Genomic DNA, 20,102 nt, shown 5'->3' with positions numbered 1-20,102 from the left:
AGACGGTCAAGAAGCTTGGCATCAACCTGTAGTTCAGACTGAACTACGCACTGATGGCCTTGTGAGAGAAGCGGGTCCTGCTGAACGGCAGGATCCGCTTTATCTTTTCAGGGCGATGTCATCCGCTCCAGATATTGATACGTATCTGAGCCGGGCCGATCTGCGCCCGCCGTCGTTGATGGGTATGCAGATGCAAGTTACAGGCCTTGCTTTGCGCATCACCTCGTTCGCCGGGCTTCGCGACGCCCGCTATCGATCCACGAGCAGGACGACCGTTACGATGACGCCCGCCGCGACAAAGGTGCGATTTCGCATCTTCCGAAGACGCGCTTTCCTGACGTAATCTCGTCGGACCGCGGAGTGGGCGTCAAGCTCTCGCTCGTACATCACCGACAGCTCCCGGTACTGATCAAGTAGATCTCGGGTCTGCTCGATTTCGCTCTGCAGGTTATCTACGAGACGGTCGTCGACCCTGATCAACTGCGCGCACGAAACCGCGGTCGGCAGGGAAGCACCCAGGGCGGGCGGTCCGTCTCCAGCGTCCAGTTCGGGATCGTCGACCACCGACCGGTTTCTCAAATTGATTCGATCGTCAATGGACCGCACGTTGCGCATGTGGATGTCGTCGACGACCAGGCGGGTTGTTGAGACACGGTTGATCGCGGCGGACCGAGTTTCCCGAAGAGATCGGAAGACGACCTGCTCAGCGGTTCTGGTATCAGTTCTGGACAGCCATTCCGATCCCAGCCATGTCAGACCTATCGCGCACATCAAAACGATAAGGGCGATGTTCCTGACGGTGGCGGCGCGCATGGGTCGATCCGGTTTGAGGATAGGACACCGTCATGCCTCGATCGTCGCCCGCCCAGGAATACGCAGCCCAGGAGTGCCCGGCCTAGGAATGACCGGCCAGTATTTCGTCTATGCGTTGCAGTTCGTCGCTTGAGAAATCGAGGCGGGAAAGCGAACTCACTGCGTCTTCGACGTGCGAGAGCTTGCTCGCTCCGATCACCGCCGACGTGATGGTTTCGAACCGGAGCGTCCATGCGATCGCCATCTGAGCGAGCGTCTGATTTCGGTCCCGCGCCAGTTGGTCGAGTGACCGGACCATCTCCAGCTTCGTGTCGGTGATATCTTCGGTCGTCAAAAAGCCGTGCGACTTGGCTGCACGCGAGTCGTCCGGAATCCCGGCCAGATACTTGTTGGTCAGCATTCCCTGCGCGAGAGGAGAGAAGACGATGCACCCGATCCCTTCGTCCTCCAGTGCGCCGACAAGCTCTCCTTCAATCCAGCGATCGAAGAGGTTGTACCGGGGCTGATGAATCACGCACGGAGTTCCGAGATCGCGGAGGATGCGTGATGCGGCGCGGGTCTGGGATGCCGAGTAGGACGAAATGCCCGCGTACAGGGCGCGCCCGGAGCGGACGATGAAGTCCAGCGCGGACATTGTCTCTTCAAGCGGCGTATCGGGATCAGGACGGTGGTGATAGAAGATGTCAACGTAGTCGAGACCCATGCGCTTCAGACTCTGATCCAGCGATGCCACGAGATACTTGCGGGACCCCCATTCTCCGTATGGTCCCGGCCACATGAGGTAGCCGGCCTTAGATGAGATAATGAGTTCGTCCCGATACGGGCGGAGATCGGTCTTCAGGATCTTGCCGAACGTTTCTTCTGCGGAGCCGAACGGCGGGCCATAATTGTTGGCGAGGTCGAAATGCGTAACGCCCAGGTCGAAAGCTACCCGTATCAGCGTTCGAGCATTAGCCATGGAGTCGACTTCGCCGAAGTTGTGCCACATTCCAAGACTGATCAACGGCAGTTTCAGGCCGCTTCGGCCGCATCTGCGGTACGTCATGTCGTCGTATCGCTTCACGTTGGCTAGATATGTCATATTGCCGATGGCTCTTGCTTGGGTGACGGATGGTGGCTGCGGATGCAGGCAGAAAGACGGAGGGTAGTTCTCCGGTCGGCGCCCGGCGGATCATTGGCAGGGCCGCGACGCACGAAACTAACTCGAAGCCTGCTCCGACGCTAGAAATTACAGGACAGAACGAAGCCCGGCGACCCCACCAGCACACCGGGCTTCTTACCAGCAGAAATGCTACGAACTATGTAGAAATGAGACAGACAATGTCTGCCGGAGCTCTAAGTCCTGTGCGAGGTAGCCCGTTGTTGCGCTCGACTCACCTTTTGGTTAGGCTGCCAGGACGGAACTAAGAGACTTACGCCCCCAAATGGTATGGCGATCGGGGCATCTAATTTGTAGGGTGGCTGGTGCATCATTTGTGGGGATATTGCCTACACCCTGACAGGCGTGTAGTCCTACGACGGTCCATCGCTCGAAAGATGCACTTTCAGCGCATTTCGCAACGGTTCGGGCTTTGCCAGCCCGTCAATTCGAGCCGCGAGGCGTCCATGTCGATCGATAATGAACGTGACGGGCAAACCAAGAACGTCCGGAAACTCGGACGAGAGACCTTCCTCGAGGACGATCGGATACCCGGGACTGAACCGCTCCATGAACGGTCGGACCACGTCAAAACCCTGGTGGTCGAGTGAGACGCCGACAATCGTAAGTCCGGAATCGGCAAGCTCCAAGTCGAGCGCGACGAGATCCGGAATCTCCCGAACACACGGAGCGCACCAGGTCGCCCAGAAGTTCACCAGTATCACGCGTCCGCGATGATCGTCCGTTCGAAACGTGTCACCCTGTAATGTGATGCGCTCGAACGCCGGTGCCGTCGTCAGCTCAAGTACCTTGGGAACTCCGATCGTCTTCGGCAGGACATTGCCGGGTACACCGCGCGTGTCGGGCGCATCGACGGCACGAGCGCGATCCTGCTCCGAGCAACCTGCGACGAGCGGTCCAAGGAGACCGAGTCCGATCGCCATCAGCAGCCACGACGCGATGCGGTGCGAGTCAGTCATTGTGGCGTTGCACGCTGGATATGGCCGCTCGAACGGCCTCTGCCGTCACACCTCGATGCGACGTGTCAAAAACGGATACGCCACCGAACAGCACGATTACCTGTGGGGTCTGGTGGCGGATTCCGAAGAGATCCTCGATCCTTTCGGACAGGGCACGGGCTCGCTGAACCACCAGCCGATTGACGCGCGGCGATGCCTCCCGACCATATTCCTCCATCTCCCGCTGTGCCCGATAGCTCGCGCCGCACATCTGACTGTGTTTGAACAACACGATCGGCTCCGACATCGACGCCTGAATGAGCGCGTCAAGGGCAGCCTCCGTTGAGAGGTCTTCGAACGTGGTGCGGCGGGATCCCCAGATCAATCTTTGCGTCTCGTGGGTTCGTCAGGTTAAGCGATATTCGGTGTTCGGCTGTCGGAGTTCGGAGCCTAGAACCGAAAGGTCGCACGTCGGGTTTCAGTAAGCCCGATATTGACAGGGGCGAGTGTCGAGTCTCAAGAATCAATCTTCATTAGCACGGACGATCGGATATGGCTGACGAACCTGCAACCGGTGCCGAAAAAGCCCGCTGGAATCTGGAAGATCTTTATCCATCACGCGCGGCTCTGGAGCAGGACATGGCGTCGGCCTCATTGGCTGCGGGCGTCTTTCGTGAGAGATACTACGGCAAAGTGGACACGTTGGACGCGTCGCAGCTCGCGCGTAGTCTCGAAGAATTGGAGGCCGTCATAGACCCGCTTGGTCGGGCATACACGTATGCGTATCTGCACTGGGTGACGGATACAAACGACCAATCGCGCGGAGCGCTATTACAGAAGGTCAAGGAGGAATACACCGCGACGAGCCAGGCGTTGATCTTCTTCGACCTGGAGTGGGCACGGACGGAAGAGGCGCGGTCGAAGGCACTGCTGGAGCAGGAGTCATTACGAGCGTATCGCCATTATCTCGAGCTTTTGCTCCGTCGGAAGGACTACATGCTGAGCGAAGCGGAAGAGAAGATACTCGCGGACCTCGATATCTCGGGGCGCAGCGCCTGGAATCGATACTTCGACGAGAGTCTGTCGGCATTGCGGTTCGACTTCGACGGCAAGAGCATCTCCGAGCAGGAGGTTCTGTCGAAGCTGCACCAGAAGGACAGGGCGGTCAGACGGATGGCGGCGATGTCGCTGACGGACGGGCTAAAGACGGAGATTCGGACGCTTACGTTCATCTCGAATACGCTCCTGGCAGACAAGAACATTAAGGATCGGGTTCGGGGGTATCCTCACTGGCTTGCGAGTCGCAATCTGGATAACGAGGTGCCGGACGACACGGTCGAAGCGCTGGTAGAGGCCGTGACATCTCGCTACGATCTTGTAGAGCGGTTCTATGGCCTGAAGCGGAAGCTGCTAGGGCTCGACGAGATGTTTGACTACGATCGTTACGCGCCGGTGGGCGAGTCGGATCGGCGGTACAAATGGACGGAGGCTCGTGAAGTGGTGCTCGACGCCTATTCGGGCTTTCACCCGCAGGTGGGAGAGATCGCAACGCGTTTCTTCGATGAATCATGGATTGACGCTCCGGTTTCCGAGGGCAAGCGAGGCGGAGCGTTCAGTCACGGAGCGGTGCCGAGCGCTCATCCGTACATCATGATGAATTTCACCGGTCGGATTCGGGATGTGCAGACGCTCGCTCATGAATTGGGCCACGGCGTGCATCAGTATCTGTCGCGCGGGCAAGGCGTGCTGCAGGCCGACACTCCGCTTACGACTGCCGAAACGGCGTCCGTGTTCGGAGAGATGATTGTTTTTCAGCGACTCATGGAATCGGAGAGTGATCCGCGAAACCGTCTGGCGATGCTGGTCGGAAAGATTGACGATACGGTGGCGACCGTCTTCCGCCAGGTTGCGATGAATCGTTATGAGCATGCCGTTCATACGGAGCGGAGGTCTGCGGGGGAGCTCACGACCGACAGGTTCTGCGAGCTCTGGCTACAGACGCAGAAGGAGATGTTTCGCGGCAGCGTCACACTCGGCGATCACTATCGATACTGGTGGAGCTACATCCCTCATTTTCTGCATACGCCTGGCTACGTGTATGCCTATGCGTTTGGGGAGCTGCTGGTGCTGGCGCTCTACAAGGAGTTTCTGAAGCACGGAGACACATTTCCCGACAAGTATGTCGACCTGCTGCGTGCTGGTGGATCCGACTGGCCTCACATCCTGGTCGGCCGGCTGGGCGTAGATCTGACGGACCTCGACTTTTGGAAGCAGGGTCTGACGGCTATTGACGAGTTGATTGGAGAGGCAGAAAAACTGGCTGCGGCTACTGCATAGAAGGATTCCGATTACTACATTCCGAAGGATGCTGACCGATTTCCCACATCGCGTCGGCCTCCGGTTCTCGGGCGCCAAACGGTAGCCCCCGGTCCTTTTCTTCCGCGGAGGTTGTGTTATGACTAGTTCGATACTGCGTGTTTCCATTCTCTCCACGGTGCTGCTGCTGTTCGCGACGGCCGACGTCCAGGCGCAGTTGACCGTTGTTTCTTCTTCTCCCGCCGACGGGATGGTCAACGTCTCAACGTCGGTTATCCTGCAGATTGAGTTTTCAGCTCCGATCGACACGACAGCTCGTTTTGATGACGACGAGGACTTCTATCTGGCCTTTGAGACCAATCCGGAGATACCGGAGCCGACCCTGGCCGGAGTGAGCCCTGACTTCACGACCTTCTTCGCTCAGGTCCAACTCGAGCCCGACACGCGCTACCTGGTTTTACTCACGGGCGCCAAGAGTCAGGCCGGCGACATCTTGAGCCAACCGTTTGTAGTGAATTTCACAACGGGTTCGAGCATGCCGACCGGTTCGATTTCGGGTACGGTCACCGATGCCAGTTCCGGCAAGACCGCTGCTGGCGCGCTCGTTGCGATCTTTCCGGATGACCCACTGAATGGCATCTTTGGAGAAGACAGCGGCCTGTTCGGAGCCACCGTTACGAATTCGTCGGGCCAATACACCGTCAACTATGTGCCGGATGGTTTTTATCAGGTCGCGAGTGCGGCAGATGTCACCGGGGACGGGCTGATCGAGCCGGAGAGCGGAGATACGTTTGGCCTGTATGATTCGGACGGTAACGGTCTGCTTGATGCGGTAGAGGTGTCGGGAGGCGGCGGGATATCCGGGATCGATTTTTCGATCAAGGTACCCACCCCGGTTAGCGCAAGAAGTAATCTTCCCCGTGCGACGCCCATTGCCGCGTCGATCGAATCCGACGCCGAGCTCGTCATGGTGAACGGGCAGTTCGGGCCGGGAGGATTGTCACCACAGTGGCTGTACGTCTACTACAGTCCGTCGAATCTTGCTAACTTTGTGCTGTTTGCGCTGGGAGATCAGTTTGGCGTGTCGCCGTACCAGGACTTCGGCGGTGGAACGGACATGACCGAACCCCTTCCAGAGGACTTTCTTGACTCCGATGTTGTTGGCGGAATTGCCAACGACAACGGCGGGTCGGACTTCCTGTCGCAGTTTCCGGATGCCGAAGTGTTCGGGTTCGCGGCGAGCGTGACGGATTCCTTTGGCTCGGGCAAAAAAGAGGACACGCAGCGGTGGCGCTCAGCCGGTATCTTCGACCTGTCATATCCGGTCGGAATGGGGCTTTCCGCGAGTTCGGCAGCCGCGGCATTGGTTACGCCAACTCCTCTCTGGATTGTCAATTACAACGCTTTCCTAAACGAGCCTCCATTCTTCGGCTTTCTGAACGTCATCATCCACGCGGTTACGGGAGAGGTCGATCCTGCTCTGGCCTACTACACGGCCGCGCGCGCAAACCTCGATGTAGCAGATGCGGCGGTTGCAACGAACTTTCCCGGTGGGTTCCTCGTGATGGTCGAGAGTAGCAACTTCGGGTTGCACAAGTCCGGGGTCTCGGCCTACTGGACCTACACGTATCGATCTCCTGCCAACACCGTGTACTCCATTGATGTGCAGGAAGGCGTCATACTTGAGCAGGGCTTTGGGAGCCTCACGGACCTTCGCTCAACGCAGGCCATTCCGGACGGCTGGATCGACAGTCCTCAGGCCACGGCCGCGGCAGAAGCGGAGAGCGGTGGGTTTCGGGATGCTAATCCTGACGCCTTCGTGGAAGTCGTGCTTGCGCAGGAGTTGGACTCCAATAATCCTCTGACGACGATCTGGGAGTTCAGCTATTTGTCCTCGACGGCGTCGGATTTCATCCTGATTAATGCCGGGACCGGTCTGGTCGTAGGGATCGAGGACGACAAAGACTTGCCGTCGACGCTCCGACTCGATCAGAACTATCCGAATCCGTTCAATCCGGAGACGAGTATCAATTACGAAGTGCCTGCCGGCGGAAACGTGAGACTGCTGATCTTCGATCTGCTCGGTCGTCAGGTGCGGACGCTGGTGGAGCGAGATCATGCCGCCGGTCGCTACACGGTTGTGTGGGATGGTGCGGACGAGAACGGTCGGGCCGTCAGTAGTGGTATCTACGTTTACCGCGTCGAAGCCGTTGGAGGGTCCGAGACCCGGTCTATGACGCTCCTGCGTTAAGGGACGCACGTCTTATCGTCTGAAGAATGTGCGGAGCCCGGCTGTAGCAGCGGTCGGGCTCTTGCATTTGTAGCCTAGAGCAGCAGCGAGAGCTGCCCCAGGATCCATGCACACCCGAGTGCTGCATAGATGCCGAGGATGTACCCTGACACGCCCATGAGCAGCCCGACCGGTGCCATCGACGGCATGTAGGCCCCGGCCACGACCGGCGCGCTTGCGGCACCGCCGACGTTGGCCATGCTACCCGTTGCCACCAGAAAGAGCGGGGCGCGAAAGATGCGAGCCGCGGCGAGCAGAATCGCGACATGTATCGAGATCCAGACCAGTCCGGTCAGCAAATACAGCGGCGCATCGAGTACGGCCGCAAGATTCGCACGGGCCCCGATGGAGGCCATCAGCAGATAAAGCGCTATGTAGCCCACCTTCGAGGCACCGTACACCTCCAGCCGGCGGATGGGCGTAAACGACAGGACGAGTCCCAGCGTGACCACCACGAGGACCGCCCAGGTCGTCTTCGAGATGACCGACGGTTCGCCGAGATCCGGTAGCATCTGACCGATCGAGATGGAAATCACAGTGGCTACAAAACCAAGACCAAGAATCATCCCGAGGTGCGACATCATGATTGGCTTTCGCTTCACCTCGATTTCCTGAAGATGCTGATTCGCTTCTTCAAGAGCGGAGGTATCGGCGCCGATCCACGCGTCGAAGCGCTTCTGGAACGAGCCCAGGAAGAGCAGAATGCCCATCCATCCGTATCCCACCACCGTGTCGACCACGATGATCGGACCGAGGGCGGCGTCGGCCGCACCGACGCTCTTTTGAATGGCCACCATGTTGGCCGTACCACCTATCCAGCTGCCCGAGAGGGCTGCGAGGCCTTTCCAGGCGTCAACGGGCAGAAACTGTCCAAATACCAGGAACGCGATCGGGCCACCGATCACGATACCCACCGTGCCCGCCAGCATCATGATGATTGCAAGCTTGCCGAGGTGGAGCACCGCTGGCAGGTCGATGGTCACCATCAACAGAAACAGCGATAGCGGAAGGAGATAGCGGGAGATCCACGAATACGCGGGACTGGCATCCGGCAGGATACCGATGGTGGTCGCGATCATCGGCACGAAGTAGGCCCAGATGACCGGTGGCAGGACATCGAACAGGCGCCGGAATTGATCCAGTCCGCTTAGCCAGAATACGGCTGCCAGGATGCCCGCCAGCAGAGCAAAGATCGACGTGGGATCCGTTATCAGCGGATCGCCGGGAGAGAATGGCATAGGTCAGGGTCCGGCTGGGCTACTAGAGGATGACGAGTCCGCGTTCGATCGAACTGAGCGAATCGGCACCCGTCTCGGTGATCACCATGTCGTCTTCGACGCGCGTACCCGCCTTGTCGACGAGGTAGATTCCGGGCTCGATGGTAAACGTCATTCCGGGTTCGAGAATCTGCTCGTTGTCGCCGCGGATATACGGCTCTTCGTGCACTTCCATCCCGAGGCCGTGACCTGTACGGTGGGTGAAGTATTCTCCGTATCCACTTTTTTCGATGACCGCACGTGTGGCGCGATCAACCGAGCCGGCGGTCACGCCGGGGCCCGCTGCCGCACGTCCCGCGGCGTTCGCCTCAGCGGTGATTCGCGCGATGTCGATCGACTCCTTCGACGGTTCGCCATAGGAAAACACGCGCGTCAGGTCGGAGAAGTAACCACCATTGTTTGCACCCCAGTCGATCAGGAGAATCTCGCCGGCCTGTAGCTTTCGATCTGTAGGTACGGCATGTGGATTCGCACTGTTCGGCCCCGCAGCGACGATCGGGTCGAATGGCAATGCCGATCCGCTCCCGTTTCGGAGCAACTGGATGACCAGCTCGGACGCGATCTCTTTTTCCGTCGCACCCGGACCCACCGCCTTGACCGTGGCCTGAACCGATGCCTCGGCCATTCCGACTGCCTCCTTCATCATATCGAGTTCTGCGGTGTCCTTCTGAATGCGGAGTGACGCCACGCACTCTTCGGCCGACTCGAGCGACACTCCGGACGCAGCGCCTTCTATGAATCGGAGCTCGAGCACCCGCAAGGCGCGCGGCTCGACGCCGATCCGTCCAGACACGGCGCCGGCAGCCTCGAATGCGTCATCAAAAGCCTTGTGCCACTGCGCCGGGTTCTCACCATACGCAAAAGGCGAGAGATCAAAACCGGGCTGGGACGCCTTCGTCATTTCCAGCTCCGGCAGGGCGAGGCAGACGGGCTTGCCCGGTGCGAACACGGCAACGACCGGCCGCTCGGACAGGTGAAAATGTAATCCCGTGAGATAGGTGAGCGTTGGGCCCGCGTTGATGGCGACTGCTGAAAAGCCATACTGGTCGAGTGCTTTCTCGAGGCGCTCCTGGCGCGACCGAACGGCCGCCTGCTGATTCGTCATGACTCCGTTGTCTTCTGGGTTACTGGTTCTGTTCGTACGATGGTTCCTGCGGGGTCAAGCTAACCAACCGCGCAGTTGTTCACCAACCGCGGCCGCAATTCACGCATCGACACTTCGTCTGAGCGCTTCGGCAAGTTCCGCCGTGGCAGCCAGCGGATCCGGAGCCAGGCTCACCGCGGTCATCACAGCTACTCCGTAGGCGCCCGCGCCGATCACTTCGGCAGTCCTGTCTGCGGTGATTCCGGCGATGGCGATCACTGGAATGCTGATCGCCGAGCAGACGGCTTCGAGGCCGGTCAGTCCCTTGACAGAAGCGGGATTCGCCTTGGACTGAGTAGAATAGACCGGACCGAATCCGACGTACGTGGCACCCTCTGCCTCCGCGCGACGTGCCTGTTCAACCGTCGTTGCTGTCCCGCCGACGATCGCATCGTCCCCCAGGATGCGCCGGGCGATGTGGACCGGAAGGTCATCTTGACCCAGGTGCACGCCGTCCGCCTCTATCGCGAGGGCAACATCCACGCGGTCGTTTACGATCATGGGCACTCCGCTCGCGTGGCAGCGCGCCACCGCCAGCCGTGCTTCATGCACGATGTGTTGCAGCAGGCCGTGCTTCTCTCGAAACTGTATGAGAGATGCTCCGCCCTCCATGGCCATTTCAGCGATTCGCCAGTGCGGCCAATGCTGCTGAAAGCGGTAGTCCGTCAGGATATGAAGTCTGCCGATTTGCAGGTTGTACACCGTGTCGCGAGAGGCTTAGATTCCGCTATCCAAGATAACACCACAGAGATATCCGACCCTGGTTATGACGTATTCCCGGACCGAGTCCCGTCGCGTGTTCATCAAGAAAGCTGCAGCACTTGCCGCGGTCGCCGCCGCGCCGGCCGGCATTGCAAGCGCAGTTCCGATCCCCGGCTCGCCCGGACCGCTCGTTGTTGCGAGCGGCAACGGGAAAGCGGCGGTGGAGCGGGCGCTCGCCATCATCAAATCTGGTGGCGAGTCTCTCGAGGCCGTTATCGCCGGCGTCAACATCGTGGAGGAAGACCCCGACGACACCTCGGTAGGCTACGGCGGTCTTCCGAATGCTGACGGTGAAGTCGAACTCGATTCCGCAGTCATGCACGGCCCGACATGCCGCGCCGGAGGCGTCGCCGCACTGAAGGGGATCATGCACCCCTCACGCGTCGCGCGAATGGTATTGGAGCGAAGCGATCATGTACTCCTCGTGGGAGAGGGTGCGCAACGCTTCGCCCGAATGCACGGCTTCAAGGTCGAAGATCTATTGACCGAGCGAGCGCGTAAAGCCTGGGTGAACTGGAAGGAAAACCTGTCGACCGACGATGATTATCTGCCCGCGCGTTCTTCGGATGGTGTCGGGTTGAATGCACGTGGCGCGGTGCGTCATCACGGCACGATTCACTGTTCGGCGATCGACCTCAGCGGAAACATCAGCAGCGTGACGACCACCAGCGGATTGGCATACAAGATCCCCGGGCGCGTGGGAGATTCGCCTATCATCGGTGCGGGGCTGTATACGGACAACGAGGTCGGCTCCGCCGGATCGACCGGTCGCGGCGAAGCGAATCTCGAGAATCTGTCGTGCTATCTGATCGTCGAGCGCATGCGGGCCGGTGATTCTCCCGAAGACGCGTGTCTGTACGCTTGCGAGCGCATCATCCGTCATACGAAACTCCCGCATCTTCTCGACGACAACGGAAAGCCGAATTTCAATGTGCAGTTCTACGCGCTCGACAAGACGGGAAGGGTCGGAGGCGCCGAGGTCCGGGGTCGAGACAATACGTTTATTGCGGGCGACGCGGACGGGATACGACGCGTGAGGCTGGCGCACGTGTAGCCCACGCTACCTCGTAATTCGCGCTTCGACACGGCCGGTACGTCCGCGCACGACGGTGCTCCCGGCACGGGGTGTCACAACGCCCGCGACGTTCAGGCGGCCGTCGATGCGGAGTTCGGATCCCTCATCGAGAGAGAGCGTCGAGCGGGGACCAAGGTTCAACGTTGCATTTCTGGAGATATGCAAGACAGCGCCCGGATCAACTCGAACCCGTCCATCAAGCGTCAACTCGGTCGACACCGTCAGCGTCGCGCCGTCCGTGATTACCAGCGGTGCGTCTATTTCCTGATTGGCGGATTCCGCTGCCATCCACGAGTCCTCCCGGATGATTGGCCTGGTCCGGAAGTCCTCTACGAAATCGAACAGCATGACCTCCGGATCGTCGGCATCCGAGCGGATGTTGTCGATCGCAGCCCATGAGCCACCGGACGCGGGACGCCGTTCGCTGTAGCCGTTACTCGTCGGGCGTGTCCACGGAGTGAGCTGCGAGCGCGACCCCGGTCCGAACAGGTCGCCCGCATAAGATGCATTGTCGAGGGCGAGCTCCAGACTGTTATCGGCCGGCAGGACCTCGTACCGGTTGCGATCCGACAGTCCGACCAGGAGTCCTGTGGTGCGGAGCAATCCCATGTCAAATCTTCCGTCATTTCCGCCACGCCGAATGCGATCGAAGGCACCGATGCGCTGGCGGTTACTGAGGAACAGGGTGCGCTCGCGCTTCGGTTCGCCAATCTGAATACGTCGGCAGTCTCCCGACGTGTAGAGATCCCTGAGTCGCACGCCAGATTCGGAGGATGAAAGGACAGGACAGTCGATCCAGCCGAGCAGAGATCGCTCCCACGCCGAGATCGTTTCGTCCCCACGCGCATCTCGTCCGCCGCCCGCACCGGCCATGAGGACGTAGCCGAGGACATTTGTGGGCGGTCGGTAGTTGCTTTCCGCGGGGACGTCGTTCGTCGTAATGGCGGGCACATGAATGAAGAATCTGGCCCAGAAATCGTGACCGATCTCGTGGGCCATCATCCGGATCAGCCAGTAGTGGGGGATAATGTTGCCGGGCACGCGATTGAAGAGAATTGACCCGGATAGATTCCAGTCTACCAGAACGTTGTCCACGCGCAGGGGCTCGATGTACTTGCCAACCGGCGGCCCGTTGGCGCATCGGGCGTCAAGGCAGGATGCACCGGTCCAGGTAATTCGGCCCGACATCTTCTCCGTGTCGTTGCGGATAATGAGGAAGATGTGATCGACGCGGCCGTCCTTGTTGAAGTCATACTCCGAAAAATCAAGGCCCACGTCGTCGAGTCGGTGAATCACCTCGGTGGCCAGTGCACCGTAACCTCCCCGTGGTCTGTGGTAGTCGGCCTCCGGTCCCGACGAAACGATGGTGCGGGGATACACGTTGCCGAACAGCACCATACGGCCGTTCGACTGCTCGAAGAAGTAGGCAGTGAGGGTACTGTCGACGAAGGGGGCGTCTGGCGACGGACTCAGGAAGAATGGAGCGGACTCCGGCAGGCGAGCCGGATCGTCATAGAGTGGCCATTTCCGGTAGTCCACGACCGGATCTCCGGGGGAATTGTCGTCGGCGAACTTGACGAACACAATGAGTACTTTCAGAGTGTCGGACGTTGGTCGGACCACCTGGGCGAGGGCGGTCGCGTTGGCCGGCAGCAGGCAAAGGACAATACAGATTTTGGTGTATAACCTAACTTGTTTGCACACAATAGTTTGAAGTTTTCAGTGCAAGTGTCACGTGATAAATGAGCGCACCATCGTTTCCGAACTGGCCCGCCTCGAATCGGACGCGCGGGAGATCGTGTCGGCTGCGATCAGCGGCGCGTCCCCGTCCGTCCTCCTGGAGCGAGCGATACGCGAGGGGGCACTCGCCTCTGTCGATCAGCACGAGCGCGTGCTGGCACTTGCATGTGGCAAGGCTTCGATGCCGATGGCATCGACATTGATGTCCGTCATTGGTGAGTCGGTGCATGCGGGTCTTGTGACCGTTCCCGACGACGGGGCGATTTCCGGGTCGTTGTCTCCACTCGAAGTTATGGTTTCCTCCCATCCCGTACCGGATGACCGCAGCGAGGCCGCGGGGCGGCGGGCGCTCGAGCTCGCACACGGTGTTCGCGAGGAGGATCTGCTTATCGTCCTGCTTTCGGGAGGAGCTTCGGCCCTCTGGTCCGTCCCGGCTGATGGATTGACGCTCGAGCATCTGCAGCAGTCGGTCACGACGCTCCTGAGGTCCGGGGCTGATATCGAGGAGATGAACACGGTCAGGAAGCACATTTCCGCTATCAAGGGAGGGCGGCTGGCAGCGGCCGCCGCACCGGGCTCCGTGGTAACGCTGATGATCTCCGACGTCGCGGGCGACGATCCCAGTACGATCGGGAGCGGACCGACAGTTCCGGATTCTACGACGTACGCCGACGCCCTGCATGTTCTGGAGCGCAGGGGCGGGAGAAGTGCATATCCGAATGCCGTTGTGGCGCATCTGGATGCGGGAGCGCGTGGGAAGAACGAAGAATCCCCAGGGCCCGGAGATGACGTCTTTCGCAGTACGGAGGCCCGCGTGATTGGATCAAATGCAGACGCGCTCGAGGCTGCCGCGAAGAAAGCGAGCGAACTTGAATACGAGACGGTGATTGCACCGAGGCCTGTCACAGGCGAAGCGTCCGATGTTGGTCGCCGGCTCGCTCAACAACTCATGGATACACCCGCACGTCGGCCCACATGCCTGATCTGGGGCGGCGAGAGCACGGTGAAGGTCACGGGAACCGGGCGCGGTGGTCGAAATCAGGAGATGGCACTTGCGGCAGTCATCGAATTGAGCGGCTGTGCACGACCCGCCGTATTGTTAAGTGCTGGAACCGACGGTGTGGATGGGCCCACGGACGCGGCAGGAGCGGTCGCATCGTCCCGCACTCATATGCACGCGAAGCGACTCGGGCTGGATGCTGCTGCGTTCCTCGCAAACAATGATTCGAATTCCTTCTTTGAGGCGGCCGGCGGACTCATCAAGACCGGCCCGACACAGACGAACGTGATGGACGTACAGATCGGTCTGATCGGGACCGGTCGGACTGACTAGACCAGGCGCGGGAGTCAAACCGCATTCACCAACCTCGCGAGGCCCGATGAATCGACTGGGAGAGGAGACGAGCCCGTACCTGCTGCAGCATCGTAACAATCCGGTGGACTGGTATCCGTGGTCGGAGGAGGCGTTTCAGCGCGCACGAGATCTGGACCAGCCCGTATTCCTGTCGATCGGCTACGCTACCTGTCACTGGTGCCACGTCATGGAGCACGAGTCGTTCGAAGACGAAGCCGTTGCGTCGCTGCTGAACGATAGCTTCATATCCATCAAGGTGGATCGAGAGGAGCGGCCGGATATTGACCAGGTGTACATGACCGTGTGTCAGCTCATGGGAGGATCGTGCGGTTGGCCTTTGACCGTCATCATGACGCCGTCCCGCAAGCCGTTCTTTGTCGCCACCTATATCCCGAAGAGCAGCCGCTTCGGTCGGGTAGGGATGGTCGAATTGCTGCCGCGCATCAGCGCGCTGTGGCGCGACGAGCGAGAGCGTGTTGAAGAGTCGGCGGGCCAGATCACATCTGCGCTGCGAAGTATCGACGAGTCCGTAACTGGTCCACGCACGCTGGATTCCGCGTGGCTCAAGCTGGCGTTCGAGCAATTCGCAGAACGGTACGATTCGGAGCATGGTGGATTCGGCGCATCGCCAAAATTTCCGGCTCCGCACAATCTCCTCTTTCTGCTGAGGTATGCACACCGCACGGGCGACGCACGTGCACTGGAGATGGTTGCGCATACGCTACGGTCCATGAGGAGCGGAGGCATCTTCGATCAAATCGGATTCGGATTCCATCGCTACTCCACAGACGGAGAGTGGAGGCTGCCGCATTTCGAGAAAATGCTGTACGACCAGGCGCTTCACATCATGGCGTATACGGAAGCCTACCTGGCCACCGGTGACCACTTTTTCGCCGACGTCGCACGAGAGGTGGCAGACTACGTTCTGAGAGATATGACAGCGCCCGCCGGTGGATTCTACTCGGCCGAAGATGCCGACAGCGAGGGGGTGGAAGGGAAATTCTATGTATGGACGGTCGACGAAGTCGTTGACGTTCTGTCCGCCGATCTGGCAGACCTCGTTATTGAAACGTACGGACTGGAGCCGGCCGGTAATTTCCTGGACGAGGCAACTCGTGAGTTGACAGGAGAGAATGTCTTGCACGGTTCGTTGGACGAGTCGGGAGACGGCGCAGACCGAGCCGATCGTCTCGACGCGGCGAGAGCATTGCTGTTCGCGCACCGTGAGCAACGAGAACGGCCCCTCCTCGACGACAAGGTTCTGACGGACTGGAACGGCCTCATGATCGCAGCGCTGTCGAAGCTCGGGTCTGCAGTCGGCGACGACCGGTACGTGGTCGCGGCGAAACGGGCGGCATCGTTTGTGTCGGATACGCTCTACGACGATCGAGGCCACCTGCAGCATCGATATCGCGACGGCGTGGCGGGCATCGATGGCCACTTGACGGACTACGCCTGTATGATCTGGGGCTTGATCGAACTCTACCAGGCAACGTATGAGCCGGGTCCGCTTGGCTCGGCCATATCGCTCGCGGAACAGATGATCGAGCGATTCTGGGATGACACGAACAGCGGGTTCTTCATGACGCCGGTGGACGGGGAAGAGCTCGTCGCCCGGTTGAAGGATCTCGACGACGGTGCATTACCGTCTGGCAATGCGATTGCCCTTCTGTGCTTTCTCCGCCTGTCGAGATTAACTGCCGACGCCCGTTTTGAGGAGTTTGCCGCCCGATTACTTGCGGCGGTTGCGCCGCGTGTACGTCGCTATCCTTCCGGTTACGCCGGCATGTTGATCGGTCTGGAGTTCATCGAAGGCGGGGCCACAGAGGTGGTCGTGGCCGGATCTGCAGAGTCTCCTGACGTTCGAGAGATGATAGGAGAACTGCGCCGGCGCTACCTGCCCAACACAGTCAGTCTGTGCGTGGGAACTGATTGGGATGACCTGCAACGGATTGCTCCCTTTGCGGGGTCCTTTCAGAGCGCTCCGGCGGGTGCTCTGGCATACGTGTGCCGGGATCATGTCTGCGCGGCACCATCCGCGTCCGCGGCGGAGATGGTGGCGGAGCTGCAGGCGCAACGTGAGGACTTGATCAAGCCGAAACGAAGTGTTGCTCCGGATGGTTGATGAACTTAGTCTCGAGATTTGAAGCATGAAGCAAATGTCGTGGAGGGCAGGAAGGAGATGAAAGACGTATACATTGTTTCGGCCGTAAGAACGCCGATCGGACGTTTTGGCGGAGCGCTGGCGGATCACTCTCCCGTGGACATGGGGGCGCATGTGATGAGTGCCGCGCTGGATCGTGGCGGCGTCGATGGCAAGCACCTCGACCTGTACATATTTGGCAACGTCTTGCGGGCCGGCCGAGGGCAGCTTGTTCCGCGGCAGGCCGCCATCCAGGCGGGCATTCCGAAAGACGTTGACGGCTACGCCGTAGACATGGTGTGTTCCTCCGGCATGATGGCCGTGATGAACTCCGCGACACTCATTCGTGCAGGAGAGGCCGACATGGTTCTCGCAGGTGGCACGGAGTCGATGTCGGGCGCAGGGTTCTACCTGACGTCGAGGGCGCGCTGGGGCTACAAGTATCTTGCTGGTAAGCCTGCGACCCTCGTAGACATCCTGGAGAGGGACGGCCTATCCGATCCGTTCACCGGGGACGCGATGGGCAGTCAGACAGAACAGCTTGCGGCCGAGTTGGGCATCGAGCGGGAAGCGATCGACGCGGTCGCGGCAGAGTCGCACAAGAGGGCGAACGAGGCGACGCAGGGCGGTAAGTTTGAGACCGAGATTGTCCCTATCGAATACCGTGAGAGGCGTGACACGAAGACGCTTACGATGGACGAGGGAATCCGTGCCGACACCACGACCGATTCGTTGGCAAAGTTGCGACCGGCGTTCTCGAAGGAAGGGGTGCTTACGGCCGGCAACAGCAGTCAGATAAGTGATGGTGCGGCAGCAATTCTTCTAGCCAGTGCCGAAGCCGTCGAGAAGCACGGGCTCAAACCGATTGCGAAACTCCTGCGAGGGTCGTGGGCAGCAGGGGAGCCATACCGCTTTCCGGAAGCCCCGGTGCCGGCCGTGAAGCGCATGCTGTCAATGCTTGACTTGAAGATCAGTGATATCGATCTCTTCGAGAACAACGAGGCGTTCGCGCTCAACAGCGTCCTCTTCCATCGCATGCTGGATGTCCCGTTCGAGAAGCTGAACGTACGAGGCGGCGCGGTAGCGCTGGGTCATCCAATCGGTGCATCGGGAGCGCGAATTATCGTCACCCTGATCCATGCCTTGCGGGACGGCAATGGAGGCCGCGGCGTCGCGGCGCTATGCCACGGTACCGGTGGCGGAACCGCAGTGACGGTCGAAACCATCTAGCCGCCGACCTGGTCTTCCAGCCGGTCGCTACGATCCGATCTCGATCGATCCGTGCGAGGTACGGGCCTTCAACAGCGGACCGCCACCGTTGATGTCGCCCCGTGCCTTGTCCGAAGCAGCGTCACCACGGAAGGACAACGACTCGTCGATGCTGACGTGGCTTCCCCGGAAGTCTAGCGTCATCGCAGCGTTGTCGTATGTCGAAATCTCAATGTCGCCGTGGCTGTTGCTGATCGATCCGCCCACTGCGGAACTCATGGACAGGTCGATTTCGCCATGAGAGTTCGAAATGTCGAGCGCACCGGCTTCCTTTATTCCCAGACTTATGTCACCGTGGGACGACATGGCCGTGATCTCTTTGGCGGATACTTGATCGACCTCCAGGTCTCCGTGGGAGTTACGAAGCTTGACTCGGTTCGCCTTTACCATCCCGATCTCCACATCCCCGTGCGACAGCTTGAAGTCAGCGAAGGAACCGTCAACGGACGAAATCTCGGCGTCTCCATGCGAATTCATGAGGCTCAGATTGCCCTCAAGATCATCCATCTCCAGATCGCCATGCGACATGGCCAGCTCTGCATTGAAGCGAGCAGGGATGCTGATCTCCACCTCGATTTCTGCGCGCCCGTTCCGTGACCAGTCCCAGTTCCGTTTCTTTGGATTCGTCTTCACGACAATGCGGTCGCCGTCCTGACGAACCTCAAAGTTGCGGGACTCGAAGAACTCTCGCGCCTTCGTCATGTCGCTACCGGACAGCAGCACGCGGACGTGAGCTTCGTTTGCATCCGAGGTCGTGATCTCGACGTCAGCGTGGGAGAGCCCAACTTCCAGAGTGCCTCCCGGGCTGACTTTGAACCGCTCGTCTATCATCACCTCTTCTGCAGATCCGTGCGATGCAACGCGAACCGTATACTGTTGACTCGCGTCATGATGAGTGGCGAAGAAGTTATCCTTGATGCTCTGACCGACGTTGACAAGTCCCAAAGCTGCGAGGAGGCAGAGCAGTACGGCGGTGATAGTCGTTTTCATGGGTGGAGCCGGATGATCATAAGAATGGCAACGAGACAAGTCGCGCTACGGAGCCAGTCGTTCGAGGTTGCGCCGAGGACCCGATGAAAAAACTGGGGGCAGACTTTTTTGACCGATCGACGCTTGCAGTCGCCCGCGACCTGCTGGGTCGTTATCTCGTGCGAGAGGGGGTTGCCGACAGGCGGATGGTGGGCCGGATCGTCGAAACGGAGGCGTACACGCATGAGGATCCGGCCTTTCATGCCTGGGGCATCGTCGATGGACCGACGGGGCTCGTCAAGCCGACAGGTCGGGGGTACGATCTCTTCGGCAAGCCAGGTTACGCGTATGTGTACCTCATTTACGGGATGTACTGGATGCTGAACGTATTGACGGAGCGCGAGGGGGTAGCGGGTTGTGTTCTCATCCGGGCGATCGAACCTGTGGATGGCGAATCCTCGATGTGGGACAGGCGTGCGGCGGCTCGCCGGACCGTCGACTTGACAAATGGACCGGGGAAATTGACTCAGGCGCTCGAGATCGACAATCGGTTTCACCGAAGTTCTTTGTTGCGGCCGCCGTTGTATTTCGCGGAGCCGCCTGAGATGCCGGATCATCGTATCGCTACATCGTCCAGAATCGGGATCACGCGTGCGGTGGATCGGCAGTGGAGGTTTTACTGCGAAGGGAATCCGTTCGTGTCGCCGGGGGTCCCGAGTGATATCGCGGCGGAAAGACGAAGAAAGACTCGAAGAAGTGTGCGACAATAGATTCGAGCGCGGCTTACGGTATTCTTCGAGGAATTACCGGCCCGCAGGGGCGTATTTTGCCAACGGAGCTCGACTGGCGCCCG

Annotated in this window: 16 protein-coding genes; 7 read left to right on the top strand and 9 right to left on the bottom strand. The window is 59.7% G+C overall.

Going from position 1 to position 20,102, the window contains the following annotated elements:
* Positions 1-249 precede the first annotated feature (249 nt).
* The 4 genes from HKN37_01485 to ytxJ all read right to left on the bottom strand — a co-directional run bounded on the left by HKN37_01485 (position 250) and on the right by ytxJ (position 3,295).
* A complete protein-coding gene (locus tag HKN37_01485; GenBank protein NNE45310.1) occupies positions 250-813 on the bottom strand; it encodes a hypothetical protein in 564 nt (187 codons plus the stop codon).
* Positions 814-895: 82 nt separating this feature from the next.
* On the bottom strand, positions 896-1,894 hold the full coding sequence (mgrA, locus tag HKN37_01480; protein NNE45309.1) for an L-glyceraldehyde 3-phosphate reductase: 999 nt from the start codon (positions 1,892-1,894) through the stop codon (positions 896-898).
* 431 nt (positions 1,895-2,325) lie between these two features.
* Positions 2,326-2,931, bottom strand: a complete 606-nt coding sequence (locus HKN37_01475) for a TlpA family protein disulfide reductase (protein ID NNE45308.1) — start codon at positions 2,929-2,931, stop codon at positions 2,326-2,328.
* Positions 2,924-3,295 (bottom strand): bacillithiol system redox-active protein YtxJ, encoded by a 372-nt coding sequence (ytxJ, locus tag HKN37_01470; GenBank protein ID NNE45307.1) that lies wholly within the window; start codon positions 3,293-3,295, stop codon positions 2,924-2,926. Before ytxJ ends, HKN37_01475 begins: the two co-directional genes overlap by 8 nt.
* 167 nt (positions 3,296-3,462) lie before the next feature.
* Between ytxJ and HKN37_01465 the strand changes: the two genes are divergently transcribed.
* Together HKN37_01465 and HKN37_01460 are read left to right on the top strand one after the other, a co-directional pair.
* The gene (locus HKN37_01465) at positions 3,463-5,247 is read left to right on the top strand and encodes a M3 family oligoendopeptidase (protein NNE45306.1); all 1,785 of its coding nucleotides are present in this window, start codon (positions 3,463-3,465) and stop codon (positions 5,245-5,247) included.
* 118 nt (positions 5,248-5,365) lie between these two features.
* A complete protein-coding gene (locus HKN37_01460; GenBank protein NNE45305.1) occupies positions 5,366-7,477 on the top strand; it encodes a T9SS type A sorting domain-containing protein in 2,112 nt (703 codons plus the stop codon).
* Positions 7,478-7,551: 74 nt separating this feature from the next.
* Here the strand turns inward: HKN37_01460 and HKN37_01455 are convergent, their stop codons facing one another.
* The 3 genes from HKN37_01455 to thiE form a co-directional block, all read right to left on the bottom strand.
* The gene (locus HKN37_01455; GenBank protein NNE45304.1) at positions 7,552-8,754 is read right to left on the bottom strand and encodes a DUF819 family protein; all 1,203 of its coding nucleotides are present in this window, start codon (positions 8,752-8,754) and stop codon (positions 7,552-7,554) included.
* A 22-nt stretch (positions 8,755-8,776) separates the two neighbouring features.
* On the bottom strand, positions 8,777-9,898 hold the full coding sequence (locus HKN37_01450) for an aminopeptidase P family protein (protein NNE45303.1): 1,122 nt from the start codon (positions 9,896-9,898) through the stop codon (positions 8,777-8,779).
* A gap of 99 nt (positions 9,899-9,997) precedes the next feature.
* The gene (gene thiE / locus HKN37_01445) at positions 9,998-10,639 is read right to left on the bottom strand and encodes a thiamine phosphate synthase (protein NNE45302.1); all 642 of its coding nucleotides are present in this window, start codon (positions 10,637-10,639) and stop codon (positions 9,998-10,000) included.
* A gap of 64 nt (positions 10,640-10,703) precedes the next feature.
* On the opposite strand from thiE, the gene HKN37_01440 reads away from it, so the two are divergent.
* Positions 10,704-11,753 (top strand): N(4)-(beta-N-acetylglucosaminyl)-L-asparaginase, encoded by a 1,050-nt coding sequence (locus HKN37_01440; GenBank protein NNE45301.1) that lies wholly within the window; start codon positions 10,704-10,706, stop codon positions 11,751-11,753.
* 6 nt (positions 11,754-11,759) lie between these two features.
* On the opposite strand, the gene HKN37_01435 is transcribed toward HKN37_01440, so the two are convergent.
* The gene (locus tag HKN37_01435) at positions 11,760-13,358 is read right to left on the bottom strand and encodes a hypothetical protein (GenBank protein ID NNE45300.1); all 1,599 of its coding nucleotides are present in this window, start codon (positions 13,356-13,358) and stop codon (positions 11,760-11,762) included.
* A gap of 151 nt (positions 13,359-13,509) precedes the next feature.
* On the opposite strand from HKN37_01435, the gene HKN37_01430 reads away from it, so the two are divergent.
* Genes HKN37_01430 through HKN37_01420 form a run of 3 tightly spaced genes read left to right on the top strand, consistent with a single transcriptional unit; the run spans position 13,510 to position 18,241 of the window.
* Complete coding sequence (locus tag HKN37_01430; protein ID NNE45299.1) at positions 13,510-14,847, top strand: glycerate kinase; 1,338 nt, start codon at positions 13,510-13,512, stop codon at positions 14,845-14,847.
* Positions 14,848-14,893: 46 nt separating this feature from the next.
* Entirely contained in the window at positions 14,894-16,993 is a 2,100-nt protein-coding gene (locus tag HKN37_01425) for a thioredoxin domain-containing protein (GenBank protein ID NNE45298.1), read from the top strand.
* Positions 16,994-17,050: 57 nt separating this feature from the next.
* Positions 17,051-18,241 carry a thiolase family protein gene (locus HKN37_01420; protein ID NNE45297.1) on the top strand — a complete coding sequence of 397 codons (1,191 nt, stop codon included), beginning with the start codon at positions 17,051-17,053 and terminating at the stop codon, positions 18,239-18,241.
* Positions 18,242-18,268: 27 nt separating this feature from the next.
* Here the strand turns inward: HKN37_01420 and HKN37_01415 are convergent, their stop codons facing one another.
* Entirely contained in the window at positions 18,269-19,270 is a 1,002-nt protein-coding gene (locus HKN37_01415) for a DUF4097 family beta strand repeat protein (GenBank protein NNE45296.1), read from the bottom strand.
* An 83-nt stretch (positions 19,271-19,353) separates the two neighbouring features.
* On the opposite strand from HKN37_01415, the gene HKN37_01410 reads away from it, so the two are divergent.
* On the top strand, positions 19,354-20,019 hold the full coding sequence (locus tag HKN37_01410; GenBank protein ID NNE45295.1) for a DNA-3-methyladenine glycosylase: 666 nt from the start codon (positions 19,354-19,356) through the stop codon (positions 20,017-20,019).
* Positions 20,020-20,102 lie beyond the last annotated feature (83 nt).

It is taken from the genome of Rhodothermales bacterium, assembly GCA_013002345.1.
Taxonomy (GTDB): domain Bacteria; phylum Bacteroidota; class Rhodothermia; order Rhodothermales; family JABDKH01; genus JABDKH01.
The sequence above is the reverse complement of the archived record's forward strand: the minus strand, read 5'-3'. Positions and strand labels throughout refer to the sequence as shown.